Annotated in this window: 19 protein-coding genes; 15 read left to right on the top strand and 4 right to left on the bottom strand. The window is 62.9% G+C overall.

Going from position 1 to position 20,552, the window contains the following annotated elements; genetic code table 11:
- Positions 1–254 precede the first annotated feature (254 nt).
- Both MUO32_RS23220 and MUO32_RS23215 read left to right on the top strand, forming a co-directional pair.
- Entirely contained in the window at positions 255–707 is a 453-nt protein-coding gene (locus MUO32_RS23220; protein ID WP_257950747.1) for a type II toxin-antitoxin system RatA family toxin, read from the top strand.
- A gap of 31 nt (positions 708–738) precedes the next feature.
- Positions 739–1,548 carry a hypothetical protein gene (locus tag MUO32_RS23215; protein ID WP_257950746.1) on the top strand — a complete coding sequence of 270 codons (810 nt, stop codon included), beginning with the start codon at positions 739–741 and terminating at the stop codon, positions 1,546–1,548.
- On the opposite strand, the gene MUO32_RS23210 is transcribed toward MUO32_RS23215, so the two are convergent.
- Together MUO32_RS23210 and MUO32_RS23205 are read right to left on the bottom strand one after the other, a co-directional pair.
- Positions 1,545–2,045: a CinA family protein gene (locus MUO32_RS23210; RefSeq protein WP_257950745.1), complete on the bottom strand. Its 501-nt coding sequence runs from the start codon at positions 2,043–2,045 to the stop codon at positions 1,545–1,547. The two genes, MUO32_RS23215 and MUO32_RS23210, sit on opposite strands and share 4 nt — an antisense overlap.
- Positions 2,042–3,262 (bottom strand): bifunctional 2-C-methyl-D-erythritol 4-phosphate cytidylyltransferase/2-C-methyl-D-erythritol 2,4-cyclodiphosphate synthase, encoded by a 1,221-nt coding sequence (locus MUO32_RS23205; protein ID WP_257950744.1) that lies wholly within the window; start codon positions 3,260–3,262, stop codon positions 2,042–2,044. Before MUO32_RS23205 ends, MUO32_RS23210 begins: the two co-directional genes overlap by 4 nt.
- A gap of 137 nt (positions 3,263–3,399) precedes the next feature.
- On the opposite strand from MUO32_RS23205, the gene dusB reads away from it, so the two are divergent.
- The 9 genes from dusB (at position 3,400) to hflX (ending at position 14,876) form a co-directional block, all read left to right on the top strand.
- The gene (dusB, locus tag MUO32_RS23200; RefSeq protein ID WP_257950743.1) at positions 3,400–4,425 is read left to right on the top strand and encodes a tRNA dihydrouridine synthase DusB; all 1,026 of its coding nucleotides are present in this window, start codon (positions 3,400–3,402) and stop codon (positions 4,423–4,425) included.
- Complete coding sequence (locus MUO32_RS23195; RefSeq protein WP_257950742.1) at positions 4,422–5,573, top strand: nitrogen regulation protein NR(II); 1,152 nt, start codon at positions 4,422–4,424, stop codon at positions 5,571–5,573. The genes dusB and MUO32_RS23195 overlap by 4 nt, the downstream gene beginning before the upstream one ends.
- Positions 5,573–7,027, top strand: a complete 1,455-nt coding sequence (gene ntrC, locus MUO32_RS23190) for a nitrogen regulation protein NR(I) (RefSeq protein ID WP_257950741.1) — start codon at positions 5,573–5,575, stop codon at positions 7,025–7,027. The genes MUO32_RS23195 and ntrC overlap by 1 nt, the downstream gene beginning before the upstream one ends.
- A 206-nt stretch (positions 7,028–7,233) precedes the next feature.
- Positions 7,234–9,507: a PAS domain-containing sensor histidine kinase gene (locus tag MUO32_RS23185; RefSeq protein WP_257950810.1), complete on the top strand. Its 2,274-nt coding sequence runs from the start codon at positions 7,234–7,236 to the stop codon at positions 9,505–9,507.
- On the top strand, positions 9,497–10,861 hold the full coding sequence (locus tag MUO32_RS23180) for a sigma-54 dependent transcriptional regulator (RefSeq protein ID WP_257950740.1): 1,365 nt from the start codon (positions 9,497–9,499) through the stop codon (positions 10,859–10,861). Before MUO32_RS23185 ends, MUO32_RS23180 begins: the two co-directional genes overlap by 11 nt.
- Before the next feature lie 29 nt (positions 10,862–10,890).
- The gene (trkA, locus tag MUO32_RS23175) at positions 10,891–12,267 is read left to right on the top strand and encodes a Trk system potassium transporter TrkA (protein WP_257950739.1); all 1,377 of its coding nucleotides are present in this window, start codon (positions 10,891–10,893) and stop codon (positions 12,265–12,267) included.
- Positions 12,268–12,274: 7 nt separating this feature from the next.
- Positions 12,275–13,138 (top strand): D-amino-acid transaminase, encoded by an 864-nt coding sequence (locus MUO32_RS23170; protein WP_257950738.1) that lies wholly within the window; start codon positions 12,275–12,277, stop codon positions 13,136–13,138.
- Positions 13,139–13,236: 98 nt separating this feature from the next.
- Complete coding sequence (gene hfq / locus MUO32_RS23165) at positions 13,237–13,479, top strand: RNA chaperone Hfq (protein ID WP_023514954.1); 243 nt, start codon at positions 13,237–13,239, stop codon at positions 13,477–13,479.
- A gap of 77 nt (positions 13,480–13,556) precedes the next feature.
- On the top strand, positions 13,557–14,876 hold the full coding sequence (gene hflX, locus MUO32_RS23160) for a GTPase HflX (RefSeq protein WP_257950737.1): 1,320 nt from the start codon (positions 13,557–13,559) through the stop codon (positions 14,874–14,876).
- Between the two features lie 7 nt (positions 14,877–14,883).
- Here hflX and mazG read toward each other — a convergent pair whose 3' ends face one another.
- Both mazG and MUO32_RS23150 read right to left on the bottom strand, forming a co-directional pair.
- The gene (gene mazG, locus MUO32_RS23155) at positions 14,884–15,735 is read right to left on the bottom strand and encodes a nucleoside triphosphate pyrophosphohydrolase (protein ID WP_257950736.1); all 852 of its coding nucleotides are present in this window, start codon (positions 15,733–15,735) and stop codon (positions 14,884–14,886) included.
- Positions 15,736–15,743: 8 nt separating this feature from the next.
- A complete protein-coding gene (locus tag MUO32_RS23150; RefSeq protein ID WP_257950809.1) occupies positions 15,744–16,331 on the bottom strand; it encodes a nucleoside deaminase in 588 nt (195 codons plus the stop codon).
- Between the two features lie 197 nt (positions 16,332–16,528).
- Between MUO32_RS23150 and cysG the strand changes: the two genes are divergently transcribed.
- From cysG to MUO32_RS23130, 4 genes are read left to right on the top strand one after another with little or no spacing between them, the layout of a single operon-like run.
- Positions 16,529–17,968 carry a siroheme synthase CysG gene (cysG, locus tag MUO32_RS23145; RefSeq protein WP_257950735.1) on the top strand — a complete coding sequence of 480 codons (1,440 nt, stop codon included), beginning with the start codon at positions 16,529–16,531 and terminating at the stop codon, positions 17,966–17,968.
- A 1-nt stretch (position 17,969) separates the two neighbouring features.
- Positions 17,970–18,284, top strand: coding sequence for a DUF2849 domain-containing protein (locus MUO32_RS23140; protein WP_257950734.1), 315 nt, complete (start codon positions 17,970–17,972; stop codon positions 18,282–18,284).
- A 10-nt stretch (positions 18,285–18,294) separates the two neighbouring features.
- The gene (locus MUO32_RS23135) at positions 18,295–19,968 is read left to right on the top strand and encodes a nitrite/sulfite reductase (protein ID WP_257950733.1); all 1,674 of its coding nucleotides are present in this window, start codon (positions 18,295–18,297) and stop codon (positions 19,966–19,968) included.
- A gap of 11 nt (positions 19,969–19,979) precedes the next feature.
- The gene (locus MUO32_RS23130; protein ID WP_257950732.1) at positions 19,980–20,480 is read left to right on the top strand and encodes a DUF934 domain-containing protein; all 501 of its coding nucleotides are present in this window, start codon (positions 19,980–19,982) and stop codon (positions 20,478–20,480) included.
- Positions 20,481–20,552 lie beyond the last annotated feature (72 nt).

Raw genomic sequence — 20,552 nt, 5'->3', positions numbered from 1 at the left:
TCCGGCGGCGGATATCGGTCGATGGGGGCATTGCGCTATCGTGACCGCACGCGACCGGAGATGGCGGAGAACTGCCGGAGCGGATCAGCTGAGAGTTCCTGACTTCTGTCTGGAATTTCGAGAAGACGGCAAGCTCGCAGATCGGGCGAAATCTTGCGGCCTATGGCCGCGACGTGCCGGTTTGCGTGTTGAAATCGCGGAACGACAATGACCGCCTACTTGCAAGAGTGGCCGCGGTTCATTAGCTCTCGGCCATGCCTCAGTTCGAAACCCGCCGTCCGGTTCCTCACTCGCCCGAGCAGATGTACGACCTCGTTGCCGATGTCGAGCGCTATCCGGAGTTCCTTCCGCTCTGCGAAGGGCTGAGCGTACGTTCGCGCAAGGAGCGGGACGGCAAGGAGCTGTTGGTCGCGGACATGACGGTCGGCTACAAGGCGATCCGCGAGACCTTTACCACCCAGGTGCTTTTGAGCGGCGCCGAACGCGCGATCGACGTCAAATATATCGACGGGCCGTTCCGCTATCTCGACAACCGCTGGCGCTTCGAGCCGCTGCCGGACGGGGGATGTTCGGTGCATTTCTACATCGACTACGAGTTCAAAAGCCGTATCCTCGGTGCGCTGATGGGTTCGATGTTCGACCGCGCCTTCCGCATGTTCACCGAGGCCTTCGAAAAGCGCGCCGCTGCGATCTATCCGGCCGTCTGAATTTTTCCGCCGGCTAGCCCGTTACCGGGACATGATCACCCGGTTCGCGCCCTTCGCCCTGATCGCCTTGCTCTGCACGCCTGCGGCTGCGCAGGAGGCGCCGGGAGACTACATCCTTCTCTTTGATGAACAAAACCGGCCGCTCGCCGGAAGTTATCGCATCGGGCCGGATGTGAAGATGACGATCCGGGGCACCGATGGCGGCTTGCCACGGAATCCTGTTTATCTGGATCGCGCCTTCTTCCCCACCCGCGAAGCGGAGATGCTGGCCTTCTACAACGCGCGCCATGCCTATTCCTCCGATCCGGCGGCGATCGACGTCGGCGGCGAGATGCGCATCGTGGACACGGAGACGCTGCAGCCGCCGCTCTTCAAGGACCAGAAGCCGGAGCGCGAGAAGGCACTGAAAGTGAAGGTCTCGGCGCGTTTGGCCTTCGAGGTGAGTGGCTACAAGCTCGTCGGCAAGGCCTATACGGTCGAGGGGTTTGAACTTGGCGACGAGGACCGGCGCTTCGGTGATTTTTTCCATGTCGAGACGTTCGATATCGTGCTGCCCGCACCGGCGGCCCGCAAGATCGCCGCCCTCGAGACCGGCAAGGCATTGAGTTCCAGCGATTTCGAGGCGCTCTTCGTGGAGCGGACAAGCCCCATTCCGGATTTCACGAAATGTATAAGCGAAAAGCGCAAGACACCTGATTACAAGGCGCTCGCCGAAAAGCAGAAGGCGAGCGTCGATACTTTCCTCGCGAAGAATTTTCCTGCAGGCCAGGCTTTCTGGGGAGATACGGCGCTCTACGAGGCGAATTTTGCGATGAACATCTATTCGCTTTGCCCGAACTAATCCCGCGCGATCTCGATCAACATTTCCAGCGCGGTGCGCACCGTCGCAAGCCTGACGGCGCTGCGGCCGATATCGCCGTAGCGCATTTCCCGATGCAGCGTCTCGTAACCGGTGCGCGCGGCGGCGAGGTGGACGAGGCCGACGGGTTTTTCCTCCGTGCCGCCGCCCGGGCCGGCAATGCCGGTCACGGCAATCGCGATAGTGGCGCCGGAATTGCCGATGGCGCCCTGCGCCATTTCCAGTGCGGTCGGGCGCGAGACGGCGCCGTGCGCCTTCAGCGTCGCGTTGGCGACACCGATCATTTCGCGCTTGGCCTCGTTGGAATAGGTGACGAAACCGCGGTCGAAGACATTCGAGGAGCCGGGAATTTCTGTGATTACGCCAGCAATCAGGCCTGCGGTGCAGGATTCGGCGGTAGCGATCAGCAGTTTCTTCTCGGTGAAGTCGGCGACGAGGTTGCGTGCGGTTTCTTCGATGTCCTGGGGCCAAAAACTCATGCGTCGGTTCCCTTGTAGACGACGGTCGCGGTAGCGATGGCGGCGATGCCCTCGCGCCGGCCGATGAAACCGATCTTCTCGTTGGTCGTCGCCTTGACCGAGCAGCGGTCAATGGAAATGCCGAGAAAATCCGAGAGGTTCTGGCGCATCGCATCACGGTGCGGCCCGACCTTCGGCGCCTCGGCAATCAGCGAAACGTCGGCATTCATGATCGTGCCGCCCTTCGCGCGCACGATGCTTGCTGCATGTTCGAGGAAGATGCGCGAGGCGGCACCCTTCCACCGCATGTCCGACGGCGGGAAGTGATCGCCGATATCACCGGCGCCGCAGGTGGCGAGCAGCGCGTCGGTGAGTGCGTGCAGCGCCACGTCGGCATCGGAATGGCCGGACAGTTTCTGGTCATGCGGAATGAAGAGGCCACAGAGCGTGACGCCGTCGCCATCCACGAGCTGATGCACGTCGTAGCCGTTGCCGGTGCGCACATCCGGTAATGCGTTGGAGAGGCGCTGATCGGCCATGGCGATATCCTTCTGTAATGTAAGCTTGACGTTACCGGCACTGCCCTCGACGAGATGGACGCGCACGCCGGCCCATTCGGCGATCGAGGCGTCGTCGGTAAAATCCGTGCGGCCAGAGGCACTTGCACGACGATGCGCTTCGAGAATGGTGGCGAAGTGGAACGATTGCGGGGTCTGTGCGGCAAAGAGGCCAGAGCGCGAAACGGTTTCGGCGACATTGCCATTGGCGTCGGCGCGCTTGAGCGTATCGGCGACGGCGACGGCGGGCAGGACCGCGCGCGCACCGTGGCCGAAGGCGGTGAGGATGCGTTCCAGGATGGCGGGTTCGACGAAGGGGCGCACTGCATCCTGGATGAGGACGTGGCTGATGTCATCGTTTGCCAGCACTTCGAGGCCGGCGAGCACGGATTGCTGGCGTGTCGCGCCGCCGTGTACGACGGTCAGACGGTCGCCGGCAGGAAGGGAAGCGATGCGGGCGGTCTCGAACAGCGCGGCGTCATCGGGATGTATCACGACCACGATACGCCGAGCGGGCCGCCAATTGACAAAGAGATCGAGCGTATGGGAGATGACCGGCCTTCCGCCGATGCGGCGATATTGCTTGGGGCCTTCGGCATGACTGCCGGCCCGTTCACCACGACCGGCGGCAACGATCACCACACCGCAGGATAGCGTGTTTTCCGGCTGCATTTCGGTCATCGACCTCCCGTTTCAAAGCGTTTTGGGATGGTTTAGCCGGAAGGATGCCGCAATTCCAGCGTTGTCAGGAAAAATGCAGGCCTGCGTGATTGCGGCTTGGCAAGAACGACAATGATGGCTAAAAATAGTGCAGAGATATGACCTGCTTGAAAGATAAGCATTTGACGATCCCCGTTTTGTCAGCGCCGCTGGCGATCCGCAACCAGACCCTACGCAACCGGGTGGTCCTCGCGCCGATGTCCGGCGTCACGGACCTGCCGTTCCGCGATCTCGCCTGGCGTTTTGGCGCGGGCCTCGTCGTGACGGAGATGGTGGCGAGCCGGGAACTGGCGTTGAATGCGCGGGAAAGCTGGTCGCGCATCCGCAATTGCGGCATCGAGCCCCATATGGTGCAGCTTGCAGGCCGCGAAGCGCACTGGATGGCCGAAGCCGCAAAAATCGCCGAAGGCGAGGGCGCCGATATTATCGACATCAATATGGGCTGCCCCGCCAAGAAGGTGATCGGCGGCTATTCCGGCTCCGCGCTGATGCGTGATCCCGACCATGCGCTCGGTCTCATAGAGGCGACCGTCAGGGCTGTGAAGGTGCCGGTCACGGTGAAGATGCGGCTTGGGTGGGATCACGATTCGCTCAATGCGCCACATATCGCCTCCCGCGCCGAGGCGGCGGGTGCGGCGATGATTACGGTGCATGGGCGCACCCGCATGCAGTTTTATGAAGGCAAGGCGGATTGGGACGCAATCCGCGCGGTGCGCGATGTGTTGTCGATCCCGCTTGTCGCCAATGGCGATGTCGATACGGCCGAAGACGCCGTGGATATCCTGCGCCGTTCGGGCGCCGACGCCGTGATGGTCGGGCGCTCCGCGCAGGGCCGGCCGTGGCATCCAGCGGTTCTTGCCGGGGCGATCACACACCCTTCCACGGAGGAAGTCGCGGCGACGGCGGTGGAGCACTACCGCATGATGCTGGATTTCTACGGGGTCGAGGGCGGCCTGCGTCACGCCCGCAAACATGTCGGCTGGTATCTGGAACGCTACGCCGCCGGTATGGCCGGCGCCGCGAAAGCGGAGATCATGACTGCGCGCGACAGCGCATTCGTTGCTGAACGCCTCCAGTCCGCCATTTTGGGCGAAGGCGCGGCAAGGATAGGAGAGGCCGCATGACGGACAAGGCCGCAGATCAGAACGCTGCGAAGGCGCCCGACCTGGCGCTTGCCGTGCTCAACTCCATCCAGAACCCGGTCATCCTCGTCGATGTCGACGGCCATGTCGTCTTTGCCAACTGGGAGGCCGAATCCTTTTTCGGGGCAAGCGCCAACCATCTGGCAAAGCACAAGGTCTCCACGCTCATTCCCTTCGGCAGTCCGCTTCTGACACTGATCGAGCAGGTGCGCGAGCGAAGGGCGCCGGTCAGCGAGTACCGGGTGGACCTGTCCTCGCCGCGCCTCGGCGCGGACAAGCTGGCCGACATCTACGTGGCGCCTGTGACCACCGAGCCGGCGGGCTCCGTCGTGGTCGTCATTCAGGAGCGGTCGATGGCCGACAAGATCGACCGGCAACTGACGCATCGCGGCGCTGCCCGTTCCGTGACGGGCCTGGCCTCCATGCTGGCGCATGAGATCAAGAACCCTCTGTCAGGCATTCGCGGTGCGGCCCAGCTCCTGGAAACGTCCGTTCTCGACGAGGATCGCGCGTTGACGCGGCTGATCCGCGACGAGACTGACCGCATCGTCTCGCTGGTCGATCGCATGGAGGTGTTTTCCGACGAGCGCCCGGTGGATCGTGTTCCGTTGAACATCCATGCCGTGCTCGACCATGTGAAAGCGGTGGCGAAAGCCGGCTTCGGCCGCAACGTCAAGATAACGGAACTCTACGATCCGTCGCTGCCGCCGGTCTTTGCCAACCGCGACCAGCTTGTGCAGGTCTTCCTCAACCTCATCAAGAACGCCGCGGAGGCGATCGGCGACCGGCCGGATGGCGAAATCCAGCTGACGACCGCCTACCGGCCGGGCATTCGCCTTTCCGTTGCCGGCACGCGCGAAAAAATCTCGCTCCCGCTGGAATTCTGCGTGCATGACAATGGTCCCGGCGTGCCCGGCGACCTGCTGCCGCATCTCTTCGATCCCTTCATCACCACGAAGACCAATGGCTCCGGCCTCGGCCTTGCATTGGTGGCGAAGATCATCGGCGGCCACGGCGGCATTGTCGAATGCGACAGCCAGGGCTCCCGCACCACCTTCCGCGTGCTGATGCCGGCCTCCCGCGGCGTCAGTGAAGACGACGACTTTATCAAGACCAAAGGACATATCTGATGACAGGCGCCACAGTCCTCGTTGCCGATGACGATGCCGCGATCCGCACGGTTCTCAACCAGGCCCTGAGCCGCGCGGGTTACGACGTGCGCATCACCTCCAATGCGGCGACGCTGTGGCGCTGGATTTCTGCCGGTGAAGGCGACATCGTCGTCACCGATGTCGTGATGCCCGACGAGAACGCTTTCGACCTGCTGCCGCGCATCAAGAAGGCCAGGCCGGACCTGCCGGTGCTCGTGATGAGCGCGCAAAACACCTTCATGACGGCGATCAAGGCCTCTGAAAAAGGCGCCTACGATTACCTTCCAAAACCCTTCGACCTGACGGAACTGATCGCCATCATCGGCCGGGCGCTGTCCGAGCCGAAGCGCAAGCCCGCCCGTCTCGACGACGATACGCAGGACGGAATGCCGCTCGTCGGCCGTTCTGCGGCCATGCAGGAAATCTACCGTGTTCTGGCGCGCCTCATGCAGACGGACCTGACGCTGATGATCACCGGCGAATCGGGAACCGGCAAGGAGCTTGTCGCCCGCGCGCTGCATGACTACGGCAAGCGCCGCAACGGCCCGTTCGTCGCCATCAACATGGCCGCCATTCCCCGCGATCTCATCGAATCGGAACTGTTCGGTCATGAGAAAGGGGCTTTTACCGGCGCGCAGAACCGCTCGACCGGGCGTTTCGAGCAGGCCGAGGGCGGCACGCTCTTCCTCGACGAAATCGGCGACATGCCGATGGATGCGCAGACGCGCCTTCTGCGCGTTCTCCAGCAGGGCGAATACACCACCGTCGGCGGTCGCACGCCGATCCGCACGGATGTGCGCATCGTGGCGGCGACCAACAAGGATCTCAAGCAGTCGATCAACCAGGGCCTTTTCCGGGAAGACCTCTACTACCGACTCAATGTCGTGCCGCTGCGGCTGCCGCCGTTGCGCGACCGCGCGGAGGATATTCCCGATCTCGTGCGCCATTTCGTGCAGCAGGCGGAAAAAGAGGGGCTCGACGCCAAGCGCTTCGACCAGGAGGCGCTGGAACTGATGAAGGCGCATGCCTGGCCGGGCAATGTGCGCGAACTGGAAAACGTCGTGCGGCGGCTGACCGCGCTCTACCCGCAGGATGTGATCTCCCGCGAAATCATCGAGACGGAATTGCGCGCGGATATTCCCGACAGCCCGATCGAAAAGACCGTGACGCGTAGCGGCTCGCTCTCCATTTCCCAGGCGGTGGAAGAGAATATGCGGCAGTATTTCGCAAGCTTCGGTGATGGGTTGCCGCCCGCCGGGCTCTACGACCGGGTGTTGGCCGAGATGGAATATCCACTGATTCTCGCTGCCTTGACCGCAACGCGCGGCAACCAGATCAAGGCCGCCGACCTGCTTGGCCTGAACCGCAACACGCTACGCAAGAAAATTCGCGAACTGGGCGTGTCTGTGTACAGAAGTTCGCGCTCTGCTTGACTTCACGGCAGGGGGCGTTGCATTTTGGCCACATTCTGTTGCTTGAGGGTAACAGAGGGGGTTGCGGCCGAATAGGTCCGCGTGCCTGATCGTCAAGGATCCGGGTGCGAACGCGACCGGTCCTCCATACGGTTGGCGCCATCCCGAAAACACGAGAAGAACGCCGCCGCCTTTCGAGGCGTACGGCCGGGGAAGCGATGCGGCAGATGGACCAGGGCATAGACCTGCTTGCAGGCGAGAATGAGGGAAAGGTGTCGGCCGACCGTCGCGCTTCCTTCGCCCTGCCGGGTCTGGTGCTGGCTGGCGGTGCCCTCGTTGCCGCCACGCTGTCGCTGTTCATCCTGCTCGGCCTGACACCGATCAAGCCGGTCGCCAATGTCGTCATCGCCTCGGCGGCGATCAATGCCATCTTCATCGTCGGCCTGATGTTCCTGATCGGTCGGGAAATCCTGCGGCTGCTGCGCGCCCGCAGCCGCGGCCGCGCCGCCGCGCGCCTGCATGTGCGCATCGTCGCCTTGTTCTCGATCGTCGCGATCACGCCGGCCGTGCTCGTCGCCATTTTCGCCTCCATCACACTGGACGTCGGCCTCGACCGCTGGTTCTCCATCCGCACGCAGTCGATCGTCAGTTCCTCGCTGAACGTGGCGCAGGCCTATATGCTGGAGAATGCCAGCTACCTGCAGGGCCAGACGGCCTCGATGGCAAACGATCTCGACCGCAACCGCCAGCTCTACAGTCTCGACCGCACCGGTTTTACGGACCTGATGACGCGGCAGGCACGGGGGCGCGGCATGCTCGGCGCGTTCCTGCTGCGCGCCGACGGTTCCACGATCCTTCAGGCCAATATCCCGACCGAAAACCGGCTGCCGGCCGCACCGGAAGATGCTTTGCGCGCCTCTGCCGCCGGCCAGCCGACACTCATCCCGCCGGGCCAGACCAATCTCGTTGGCGCTATCATCAAGCTCGACAACATACCGGACGCCTTCCTCTATACGATCCGCACCGTGGACCCGGAAGTCATGCGCTCCATGCGGCTGATGGAAGAGAATACGGCCGAGTACCGCGCGCTCGAAGCCGGGCGGACATCGCTGCAGATCGCCTTCGGCGTACTCTATCTCGGCTTTGCGCTCATCGTGCTGCTCGCCGCGATCTGGACTGCCATCGCCGTCGCCGACCGCATCGTGCGGCCGATCCGCCAGCTCATCGGCGCAGCCGACAGTGTAGCCTCCGGCAATCTCGACGTGACCGTGCCGGTGCGCGCGGTGGATGGCGACGTGGGTAACCTTTCGCGCACCTTCAACAAGATGATCGCTGAAATTCGTACCCAGCAGGGCGAAATCCTCGACGCGAAAGACGAGATGGATCATCGCCGCCGTTTCATCGAGGCCGTGCTGTCGGGCGTGACGGCGGCCGTTATTGGCGTCGAGGGCGACGGGCGTATCACGATCGTCAACCTCTCGGCGGAAATCCTGCTGGGGCGCAATGCCGCCGACCTCGTCGGCGAGCCGCTCGTTGGCGTCGCCCCGGAAATCGCCGCCGTGCTTGCCGAGGGATCCGCGCGCCATCGCAATGAATTCCGCAAGCAGATCAATATCATGCATGGCGGCAAGGAGCGGACGCTGAATGTTCAGGTCATCCGCGAGGAACAGAAGGACGCCCAGGAATCCTTCGTCGTCAGCGTCGACGACATCACCGATCTCGTCATAGCGCAACGCTCGACGGCCTGGGCGGATGTGGCCCGCCGCATCGCCCATGAAATCAAGAACCCGCTGACGCCGATCCAGCTTTCCGCCGAGCGCATCCGCCGTCGCTATGGCAAGCAGATCGATCAGGAAGACCGCGCCGTCTTCGATCAGTGCACGGATACGATCGTGCGTCAGGTCGAGGATATCGGCCGCATGGTGGACGAGTTCTCCTCCTTCGCGCGCATGCCGAAGCCGACGAAAGAGCGTTCCGACCTGCGCAACATCCTCAAGGATGCCGTTTTCCTACGCGAGATGGGCAACAACCACGTCGCCTTCCTGAAGGAACTTGGCGATGTGTCGCTGACGGGGCTGTTCGATGCGCGTATGCTCGGTCAGGCCTTCGGCAATCTCATCAAGAACGCAGTGGAGGCGATCGAAGCGCTGCCGCCGGATGCCGAGCGCACCGAGCGAAAGATCCTCGTGCGCGCCGAAGCGGACGATGTTGGCCGGCGTTTCGTCGTCGATATCGTCGATAACGGCAAGGGCCTGCCGACGGAAAATCGACATCGCATTCTCGAACCCTACATGACGATGCGCGAGAAGGGCACGGGCCTTGGCCTCGCCATCGTGAAGAAGATCATCGAAGACCATGGCGGGCAGCTGGAACTGCATGATGCACCCCAGGACTTCGACAACGGCCAGGGGGCAATGATCCGCGTGATCCTGCCCTATGAGGAAACCGCGGCCGTCGATGCGGACAAGAATAAGAGCAAGGAAATGAGCCATGGCGTCTGATATTCTCGTAGTGGACGACGAAGAGGACATCCGCGAAATCGTCTCCGGCATCCTGTCTGACGAAGGGCACGAGACGCGCACCGCCTATGACAGCGACAGCGCGCTTGCGGCGATCAGCGACCGTGTACCGCGCCTCGTCTTCCTCGATATCTGGATGCAGGGCAGCAAGCTCGACGGGCTTGCGCTGCTCGACGAGATCAAGAGCCGCTACCCCGATCTGCCGGTCGTGATGATTTCCGGCCACGGTAATATCGAGACGGCCGTTTCGGCGATCCGTCGCGGCGCCTATGATTTCATCGAGAAGCCGTTCAAGGCGGACCGGCTGATTCTCATCGCCGAGCGGGCGCTGGAAAACTCCAAGCTGCGCCGCGAAGTGACGGAGCTGAAGAAGCGGTCGGGCGATCCGGCGGAGCTGATCGGCACGTCGGTCGCCGTTTCGCAGCTGCGCCAGAACATCGACAAGGTCTCGCCGACCAACAGCCGCATCATGATCCTCGGCCCCTCCGGTTCCGGCAAGGAGCTGGTGGCGCGTATGATCCATCGCAAGTCGACGCGATCGGGCGGCCCGTTCGTGGTGCTGAACGCGGCGGCGATCACACCCGAGCGCATGGAAGTCGCGCTGTTCGGCACGGAGGGCACGCCCGGCCAGCCCCGCCGCACAGGCGCGCTGGAGGAGGCCCATGGCGGTATCCTCTATCTCGACGAGATCGGCGAAATGCCGCGCGAGACACAGAACAAGATTCTCCGCGTGCTCGTGGATCAACAGTTCGAGCGGGTTGGCGGCTCCAAGCGGGTGAAGGTGGATGTGCGCATCATTTCCTCGACTGCCTACAATCTCGAAAGCCTGATCGCCGAGGGCGGGTTCAGGGAAGACCTCTACCATCGTCTCGCCGTGGTGCCGGTTCGCGTGCCGCCGCTTGCCGAACGGCGTGAGGACATTCCGTTCCTCGTCGACATGTTCATGCGCCAGGTCAGCGAACAGGCGGGTATTCGCGCGCGAAAAATCGGCGATGACGCGTTGGCCGTGCTGCAGGCGCATGACTGGCCGGGCAACATCCGCCAGCTGCGCAACAATATCGAGCGCCTGATGATTCTCGCTCGCAGCGACGGTCCGGATACGGCGATCACCGCCGACATGCTGCCGACGGAAGTGGGCGACATGCTGCCGAAGATCTCGACGCAGGGCGACCAGCACATCATGACGCTGCCGCTGCGCGAGGCGCGCGAAATGTTCGAGCGCGATTATCTCATCGCCCAGATCAACCGCTTCGGCGGCAACATTTCCCGCACGGCCGAATTTGTCGGCATGGAGCGCTCCGCGCTCCATCGCAAACTGAAGTCGCTTGGCGTATAAGGCGCCAGGGGACTGAGGGATTCTGCGGCATGAAGGTCATCATCTGCGGCGCGGGACGCGTCGGCTACGGTATTGCGGAGCGGTTGTCGGAAGAGGGTAACGACGTTTCCGTCATCGACACGCAGCCGTCGCTGATATCGGCCATCACCGAGACGCTCGACGTCAGCGGCATCGTCGGCCATGGCGCGCATCCGGAGGTGCTGGCGAAGGCCGGCGCGGACCAGGCGGATATGCTGATCGCCGTGACGCTGTTCGACGAGATCAACATGGTCGCCTGCCAGGTGGCCCATTCGCTGTTCAACGTGCCGACCAAGATCGCCCGCATCCGTGCGCAGAGCTATCTGGCACCGGAATATTCCGACCTGTTTTCGCGCGAAAACATGCCGATCGACGTCACCATCTCGCCGGAGGTGGAGGTGGGCAAGATGGTGTTGCGCCGCATTTCTTTCCCGGGCGCCACGGATGTCGTGCGCTTTGCCGAGGACCGCATCGTCATGGTGGCGATCGAGTGCATGGAGGACTGCCCCGTCGTCGAGACCCCGCTGAAGCAGCTCAGCGAACTCTTTCCGGACCTCAACGCGACCGTCACGGGCATCTTTTCCAACGGCAAGCTTTCCGTACCGAATTCTTCCGATCAACTGCATTCCGGCGACCTTGCCTATGTGGTCTGCGACAAGGGGCATGTGCGGCGCACGCTCGCCCTCTTTGGCCACGAAGAGCAGGAGGCGGCGCGTATCGTCATCGCCGGTGGCGGCAATATCGGTTACTTCGTTGCCAAGGCCATCGAGGACTACCAGCCGAAGACCCGGTTGAAAATCATCGAGAACGACCGGGAGCGGGCCGTGGCGGTGGCGGACAAGCTGCGCAACGCCGTCGTCCTGCATGGCTCGGCGCTCGACCAGAAAATGCTCCTGCAAGCCGATATTCAGGATGCCGACCTCATCGTCGCGCTGACCAACAACGACCAGATCAACATTCTGGGCAGCGTCATGGCCAAGCGCCTCGGATGCAAGCAGAACCTCGTGTTGATCAACGATCCGAGCTACCAGGATTTCACCAAGACGCTCGGCATCGACGCAAGCATCAATCCGCGCGCCGTGACGATTTCCGGCATCCTGCAGCATGTGCGAAAGGGGCGCATCCGCTCCGTCTATGCGGTGCAGAAGGGCTCGGCCGAAGTGATCGAGGCCGAGGCGCTGGAGACGTCGCCGCTCGTGGGCAAGCCGCTGCGTGAAATCGAGCTGCCACCCGGCATTCGCATCGGCGCGATTTACCGCGACAAGACAGTGATCCGGCCGGACGGCAATACCAAAATCAAGGCGAAGGACCGGGTGGTGCTCTTTGCGGCGGCGGCGGCCGTGCGCCATGTCGAGCAGCTTTTCCGCGTCAGCATTCAGTACTTCTAGGATCGTCATGCCGCGCTTTGCCTATGTCAACGGTCGTTATGTCCGCCATGCCGATGCTGCGGTGTCCATCGAGGATCGCGGCCTCGTCTTCGCCGACGCGGTCTACGAGGTCTGCCAGGTGCAGAAGGGTTTTGTCATCGACCTGACGCGCCATCTCGACCGGCTCGATCACTCGCTCGCTGAAATCCGCATCCGCACACCCATGCCGCGCGCCGCGATGACGGCAATCATGCGCGAGGTTCTGCGCCGCAACCGGGTCGTCAACGGGATGGTCTATCTCCAGGTGTCGCGCGGCGTCGCCCGGCGCGACCATGTGTTCCCGTCACCGGAGGTGCGGGCCTCCCTCATCGTCACCGCAAAGAACCTGAACCCGGCGGTGAACGCGGCGAAATATGCTGCCGGCATCAAGGCGGCGACCGTCGCGGACAACCGCTGGGGCAGGGTGGATATCAAGACGGTAGGTCTGCTTCCGAATGTGCTGGCTCGCCAGCAGGCGAAGGACGCGGGTGCGCAGGAGGCGATTTTCGTCGATGCGGACGGTAACGTCACCGAAGGTGGTGCTACGAACCTGTGGATCGTCGACAAGACCGGAACGCTGGTGACGCGCATGGCTGACCACGCGATCCTGAACGGCATCACCCGCACCACGGTGTTGGATGTGGCGGGCAGACTCGGAATTCCGGTGGAAGAACGACGCTTTTCGGTTGCGGAAATGCTTGAAGCGCGCGAGGTTTTCATCACCGGGGCCACGACCATCTGCCTCCCGGTCGTGTCCATCGACGGGCATACCATCGCCAATGGCCATCCCGGCATGACGGCGCAGAAAATCAGGGATGCTTTTTTCGCCGTTGCGGAGAAGACCGTGATTTGATACCAAAATCGACGGTCCGGCACTTTGCTGTCGGGCCCGGGGGCAATTTATTTCATTCAACCGGTCTGAAGGGCCGGCAATCAGAAAGAAGCGGCGCGATGGCGGAACGTTCTCAGAACCTGCAGGATCTTTTTCTTAATACCGTTCGCAAGCAAAAGATTTCTCTCACGATCTTTCTCATCAACGGGGTCAAGCTGACCGGGGTTGTCACTTCCTTCGACAATTTCTGCGTGCTGCTCCGTCGCGACGGTCACTCGCAGCTCGTGTACAAGCACGCGATCTCCACCATCATGCCCGGCCAGCCGCTGCAGATGTTCGAGACCGAGGAAAGCGGCTCCTGACAGGATCCAAGACCATTAAAAAATCTGATTCATCCAAGGATTCCATCGTCCCGGACGTCGAAAAACGCCGGGACGACATGCGCGCTGTCGTTATCGCTCCCGTCCTGAAGGGGCGCACGAAGCCGGATCCGACCGTTGTGACGCGCTCCGACGAGGCCCGCCTCGAAGAGGCTGTCGGTCTCGCGCGCGCCATCGACCTCACCATTGTTTCCTCGATGCTCGTGCCCGTCAGCCAGCCGAAGCCCGGCACGCTGCTTGGAACCGGCAAGATCGAGGAAATCAAGGCGGCGCTCGACGCCAACGATGCCGGTCTCGTCATTGTCGATCACCCGCTGACGCCGGTGCAGCAGCGTAATCTCGAGAAGGAATGGAACGCCAAGGTCATCGACCGCACCGGCCTCATTCTCGAAATCTTCGGCCGCCGCGCCTCCACCAAGGAAGGCACGCTGCAGGTCGAACTGGCGCATCTGAACTACCAGAAGGGCCGACTCGTGCGCAGCTGGACCCACCTTGAACGCCAGCGCGGTGGCGCGGGCTTCATGGGCGGTCCCGGCGAAACGCAGATCGAGGCCGACCGCCGGCTTTTGCAGGATAAGATCGTCAAGCTGGAGCGCGAGCTGGAGCAGGTTCGCCGTACCCGCCAGTTGCACCGCTCCAAGCGCAAGAAGGTGCCGCACCCGATCGTGGCGCTCGTCGGCTACACCAATGCCGGCAAGTCGACGCTGTTCAACCGCATCACCGGCGCGGGCGTGCTGGCGGAAGACATGCTCTTCGCCACGCTCGATCCGACGCTGCGCCGCATGAAGCTGCCGCAGGGCCGCACCGTCATCCTGTCCGACACCGTGGGCTTCATCTCCGACCTGCCGACCCACCTCGTCGCCGCCTTCCGCGCGACGCTGGAAGAGGTTCTGGAAGCCGACCTCGTTCTTCACGTGCGTGACATGTCCGACCCGGACAACGGTGCGCAGTCGTCGGACGTGCTGCGCATCCTCACCGATCTCGGCATCGACGAGAAGGACGGTGCCGAACGCATCATCGAAGTCTGGAACAAGATCGACCGGCTGGAGCCCGAGGCGCGTGACGCGCTGGTTCAGAAGGCCGAAACGCAGCCGAACGTCGTCGCCGTATCCGCGACTTCGGGCGAGGGTGTCGATACGCTGCTGTCCGAAATCAACCAGCGCCTGTCCGGCGTGCTCGTCGATCGTGACATCGTCGTGCCCGTCATGCAGCTCCAGCTCCTGCCGTGGATCTACGATCATTCGATCGTCGATGTCCGCGAGGATATGGAAGACGGTAATGTGCGACTGGAACTGCGGCTGACGGAAACCGAAGCCGCCGAACTCGATCGCCGCCTCGGCATCGGCGGCAAGCCGATGCGCGAGGAATGGGAACGCTAACGTTACGTCAGCTCTCTGACGTAACGTTATGCAGGCTGCGCTCGATCTGCTTTGCGGCCTGCCACAGCTCTTCCATGCGCTCCAGCGTCGCGGCTTCGAGGCTTTCGCCACTGGCGGCGAGACTGTCCTCGATATGCGAGAAGCGGTTGCGGAATTTCGTGTTCGTGCCGCGCAGCGCCATTTCCGGATCGGCGCCGACATGGCGGCCGATATTGACCAGCGCGAAGATCAGGTCGCCGAGTTCGTCGGCCACGGCCTTCTGGTCTCCATCGCGCAGCGCTTCACGCAATTCACCGACTTCCTCCTCGATCTTGTCGAGGATCGGTGCGGGCTCCGACCAGTCGAAGCCGACCGTCGCCGCCCGCTCCTGAAGCTTCAGTGCTTCGACAAGAGCGGGGAAAGAGCGCTGTACCGAGCCGAGATGGCCGCGCAGCGGATCTTCCGGCAGACCGCGTTTCGTGCGTCGTTCCTTGCGCTCGCGTTTCTCCGCCTGCTTGATCGCGTCCCATTGCAGCTTCACCGCGCCCGGCGTATCCGCCTCCGAGCGCGCGAAAACATGCGGGTGGCGTCGGATCATTTTGCGCGTGACGGCCTCGACGACATTGCCGAAATCGAACGCACCAAGCTCTTGCGCCATACGCGCATGGAAGACCACTTGCAGGAGGAGATCGCCAAGCTCCTCGCAGAGGTCGTCCATGTCGTTGCGCTCGATCGCATCGGCAACCTCATAGGCCTCCTCGATCGTGTAGGGCTTGATCGTCTCGAAGGTCTGGACGATGTCCCACGGGCAGCCGGTTTCCGGCTGGCGCAGGGCCGCCATGATGTCGATCAGGCGCTCGATGTCGCGGCTCGGCTGCATGGTTCTTCTCAGTTCAGCGGAATGTTGTTGTCTGTCTTGCCGGCCTGATAGCTTTCCGACAGCGCATCATAGGCGGCGCGGATTGCGGCGTCCTGCTTCTTGAGGTCCGTTTTGGCGGCTTCGTCGGCGGTGGCGATCAGGTCGGCGATGGCGGCGGAGTGCCAGAAGGCGTTGGTCTTCGCATAGCCGCCGGGATCGAGCCGGAACACTTCCTTGAGGATCCGCAGGTCGTGCGGGATGGCGAAGCTGTCGCGCGAATCTTCATGGCTGAAGAAATAGTAGAAATTGTCGAAGCCGGCCCAGGTAATGGCGGAAAGGCACATGGAGCAGGGCTCATGCGTCGACAGGAACACGTAGTCCCTGGTGTTTGGCTTCTCCACGCGCTCGTAGAGACGCTTCAGCGTGTGAATTTCACCATGCCAGAGCGGATTTTCCGTCTCGTTGTTGGTTTCCGCGAGAACGAGCGAGAGGTCCGACTTGTTGAGAATCGCCGCGCCGAAGATCTTGTTGCCGGAGGCGACACCCTTTTGGGTTAGTGGCAGAATATCGAATTCCATCACGTCGAGCAGACGTTTGGCAAGCGCGGCCTGGTCCATGGCGGGGTTCCCTGTTGGCATCATGCGGCATCCTTAACGGGCGCTCGGGCGGGCAGGCAAGTGTGGCCGGTGACTTATGCTCAAAATGCGAGGTCACAGAGCAAAACAATACGCCCCTCCATGACCATTGGAATTTCTGTTTCTTTTGTTTCCAGGTGTTTTTCGCGATAGTGCGCACACTTCAATCGGACCGAACCATGAGCGCAGCAAACCAGAAGCTTTCGACATTCCCGGCGTTCTTCCGCGTCAGCGGCAGGATTGTCGTTGTCGTGGGCGAAGGGGAGGAGGCTTTTGCAAAGGCCCGCCTGCTGTTCAACACGGATGCCCGGATCGTTGTTCTCGCTGAAGCGCCGGAGGCCGATTTCGCCCGTTTCATCGCCGACAAGGGGCTGGAGCTTGTCCGCGCGCCGTTTTCCGAGGATGCGATCGCCGACGCCACCCTGGTTTTTGCCGCAACGGGCGATGCAGTTGCAGATCGCGCGATCTCCGCCGCTGCCCGTAAGCTGCGCATCCCCGTCAACGCCGTTGACCAGCCCGACCACTGCGACTTCTTCACGCCGGCCCTCGTCAACCGCGCGCCGGTCGCCGTCGCCATCGGCACGGAGGGCGCCGGCCCGGTGCTGGCCCAGATGATTCGCGCGCAGGTCGATCAGATCCTGTCGCCGTCGCTTGGCCGTCTCGCCAGCCTTGCCAACGGCTACCGCGACGCGGTCGATCGCATTCTGCCGCGCGGTGTCACCCGCCGCGTCTTCTGGCGCCGCTTCTTCCAGGGCGCTGTCGCCGATGCCGTCAACAACGGCGATATCGAACTGGCGCGCCGCTCGGCCAACACGCTTTTGAATTCGCAGGGCAAGGCCGCCGGCCATGTCTGGCTGGTTGGCGCCGGCCCGGGTGCCGAAGACCTGCTGACGCTGCGCGCCCAGCGGGTGATGATGGAGGCCGATGTCATCGTTTTCGATGCGCTGGTGCCGCAGGCGATCGTCGACATGGGCCGCCGCGATGCCGAGCGCCTGTCCGTCGGCAAGCGCAAGGGCTGTCACTCCAAGTCCCAGGAAGAGATCAACGACTTGCTCGTCGAACTCGGCAAGGCGGGAAAGCGCGTCGTACGCCTCAAGTCCGGCGATCCCCTTGTCTACGGCCGCGCGGGCGAGGAAATGGCGGCACTCCGCCAGGCGGGCGTAACCTACGAGATCGTGCCGGGCATCACCTCCGCCTTTGCCGCCGCCGCCGATTTCGAACTGCCGCTGACGCTGCGCGGCGTTGCCTCCTCGCTCGTTTTCACGACGGGCCACGACCTGACGGGTTCCGTCCTGCCGGATTGGGCGCGTCTTGCGATTTCCGGTGCCACCGTTGCCGTTTATATGGGCCGCTCGGTCGCTGCTTCCGTCGCAGCAAGGCTGATGGAAGCCGGCCTGCCCGACGAAACGACCGTCGCCGTGGTGGAAAATGCCAGCCGCCGCGAAAAGCGCCTGCTGCACGGCACGCTCAAGGATCTGCCGGGGCTCGAGCATCGCGACGAACTGTCCGGCCCGGTCATGGTTATCATCGGCGACGCCGTTGCGGGCGCCAATTTCGAACATTCCGAACCGCTTGCCATCAGGCAGACGGTTCGCGACACAGCAGCATTGGGAGCATGACATGGCCGACAAGGTTCTGACAGCCAACCGCCTTTCCGACGGCATTTCCGTCTGGCTGGATGCCGCCGGCACCTGGAACGAATCCTTGCAGGCCGCCTTCGTCGCGCGCCACAAGGAAGCCGTCGATGCGCTGGAAACCACCGGCAAGCAGGCCTTCGCCGACAACAAGGTGGTTGACGTCAACGTCGTGGACGTTGAAGAAATAGATGGTGTTCTGCGGCCGCTGCGTATGCGCGAGCGCATCCGCGCCGAAGGTCCTTCGATCCCCTATGCCGCCGGTTACACCGGCCTGACTGCGACGGCCCCAGCCGCCTGAGGAAGTTCCAATGTATCGTTATGACGAATTCGATCACGCCTTTGTCTCCGACCGTGTGGAGCAGTTCCGCGATCAGGTCGGCCGCCGCCTGTCCGGCGAGCTGGCCGAGGATGCGTTCAAGCCGCTGCGCCTGATGAACGGCGTCTACCTGCAGCTGCACGCCTATATGCTGCGCGTCGCCATTCCCTATGGCACGCTGAACGGCCGCCAGATGCGCATGCTCGCGCTCATCGCCCGCAAATACGACCGCGGCTATGGCCATTTCACCACGCGCCAGAACATCCAGTACAATTGGCCGAAACTGTCCGAGTTGCCGGACGCGCTGGCCGATCTCGCCACCGTCGAGATGCACGCGCTGCAGACCTCGGGCAATTGCATTCGCAACGTCACGGCCGACCACTTTGCCGGCGCCGCCGCCGATGAAGTCGCCGATCCGCGTCCCTATGCGGAAATCCTGCGCCAGTGGTCCTCCGTCCACCCGGAATTCTCTTTCCTGCCGCGCAAGTTCAAGATCGCCGTCACGGGCGCTGAGCGCGACCGCGCAGCCATCCAGGTGCATGATATCGGCCTGCACCTGAAGAAGGACGAGAACGGCCGCATCGGCTTTGCCGTCTATGTCGGCGGCGGGCAGGGCCGTACGCCGATGATCGCCAAGAAGATCCGTGACTTCCTCCCGGAAGAGGATCTTCTGTCCTACACGACCGCCGTCATGCGCGTGTACAACCTGCATGGCCGCCGCGACAACAAGTACAAGGCACGCATCAAGATTCTCGTGCATGAAACGGGTGCTGAGGAGTTGGCGCGCCAGGTGGAAGTCGAGTTCGCCGACCTCAAGGACACGGAACTGAAGCTGCCGGAGCGCGACGTCGCCGCCATCTCCGCCTATTTCGCCCCGCCGGACCTTAGTCCCCGCGCCGAGGGTTGGGCGAACCTTGCGCAGTGGAAAAAGGCCGATGCCGATTTCGCCCGCTGGATTCACCAGAACGTGCAGCCACACAAGCACCCCGACTATGGCATGGTGACGATCTCGCTGAAGCCGATCGGCGGCATTCCGGGCGATGCGACCGACGCGCAGATGGAAGCCGTCGCGGATATCGCCGAAGAATATGCCTTCGACGAAATCCGCGTCAGCCACGAGCAGAACCTGATCCTGCCGCATGTGGCGCTGGCCGATCTGGAGCCCGTCTATCGCGGCCTCGTCGCTGCCGGTCTTGCGACCGCCAATGCCGGGCTGATCACCGACATCATTGCCTGTCCCGGGCTGGACTACTGCGCCCTGGCCAATGCCCGTTCGATCCCGGTCGCGCAGGAGCTTTCGCTGCGCTTCGGTGCACCGGAGCGTCAGGCCGAGATCGGGGAGCTGAAGATCAAGATTTCCGGCTGCATCAATGCCTGCGGCCACCACCATGTCGGTCATATCGGCCTGCTCGGTGTCGAGAAGAAGGGCGAGGAACTGTACCAGATCACGCTCGGCGGCTCGGGTGACGAGAACACGTCGATCGGTGAAATCATCGGTCGCGGTTTCGAGCCGGAGAAGGTGACGGATGCGGTCGAGGTGATCGTCGACACCTATCTCGGCCTGCGCCTCGATCCCTCCGAAATCTTCCTCGACGCCTATCGCCGTGTCGGGCCGCAGCCCTTCAAGGATGCGCTCTACGGTGATAAGACGGCAGCGGCAGCCTGAGGAGCACGGTCATGGTAAAAATCTGGAACGAATCCGGCTTCGTGGCCGACGATCCCTGGATCATCGAAACCGAGGAGACCAAGGCTGGATCGAACGAGAAGGCGATCTTGAGCCTCGATCATTTCCTGGCGAAGGTTTCCGAGGGCGATGACACCGGTCTTGGCGTGCTGATCAACCCGGCTGACGATGTGCGCAAGCTGGAAGGCCATCTCGACCGGCTGGCGCTGGTGGCGGTCGCTTTCCCGGCCTTCAATGACGGCCGTGCCTTCAGCCATGCCTCGCTGCTGCGCGCGCGGTTGAAATTTGCGGGCGAGGTGAGGGCGGTGGGCGACGTGTTGATCGACCAGATCCCGCTGATGCTGCGCTGTGGCGTCGACAGCTTTGCCGTCACCAATGCGACGGCTCTGAAGCGGCTTGCGGAAAACCGCCTGCCCGGCATCGAAAACCACTACCAGCCGACCGCGCGTTCCTCGCAGGATGCCGGCTCCTACAGCTGGCGCCGCCGGGCCTGATTTCAGGCCCGGTTTTCCCGGATTGGCCGGCGAAACGCCGCAATCGCGGTGTAATCTTGTGCGAGATCAAGG

The organism is Shinella sp. CPCC 101442, from assembly GCF_024704725.1.
Lineage (GTDB): Bacteria > Pseudomonadota > Alphaproteobacteria > Rhizobiales > Rhizobiaceae > Shinella.
This window is presented reverse-complemented; position numbering and strand designations above follow the sequence as displayed.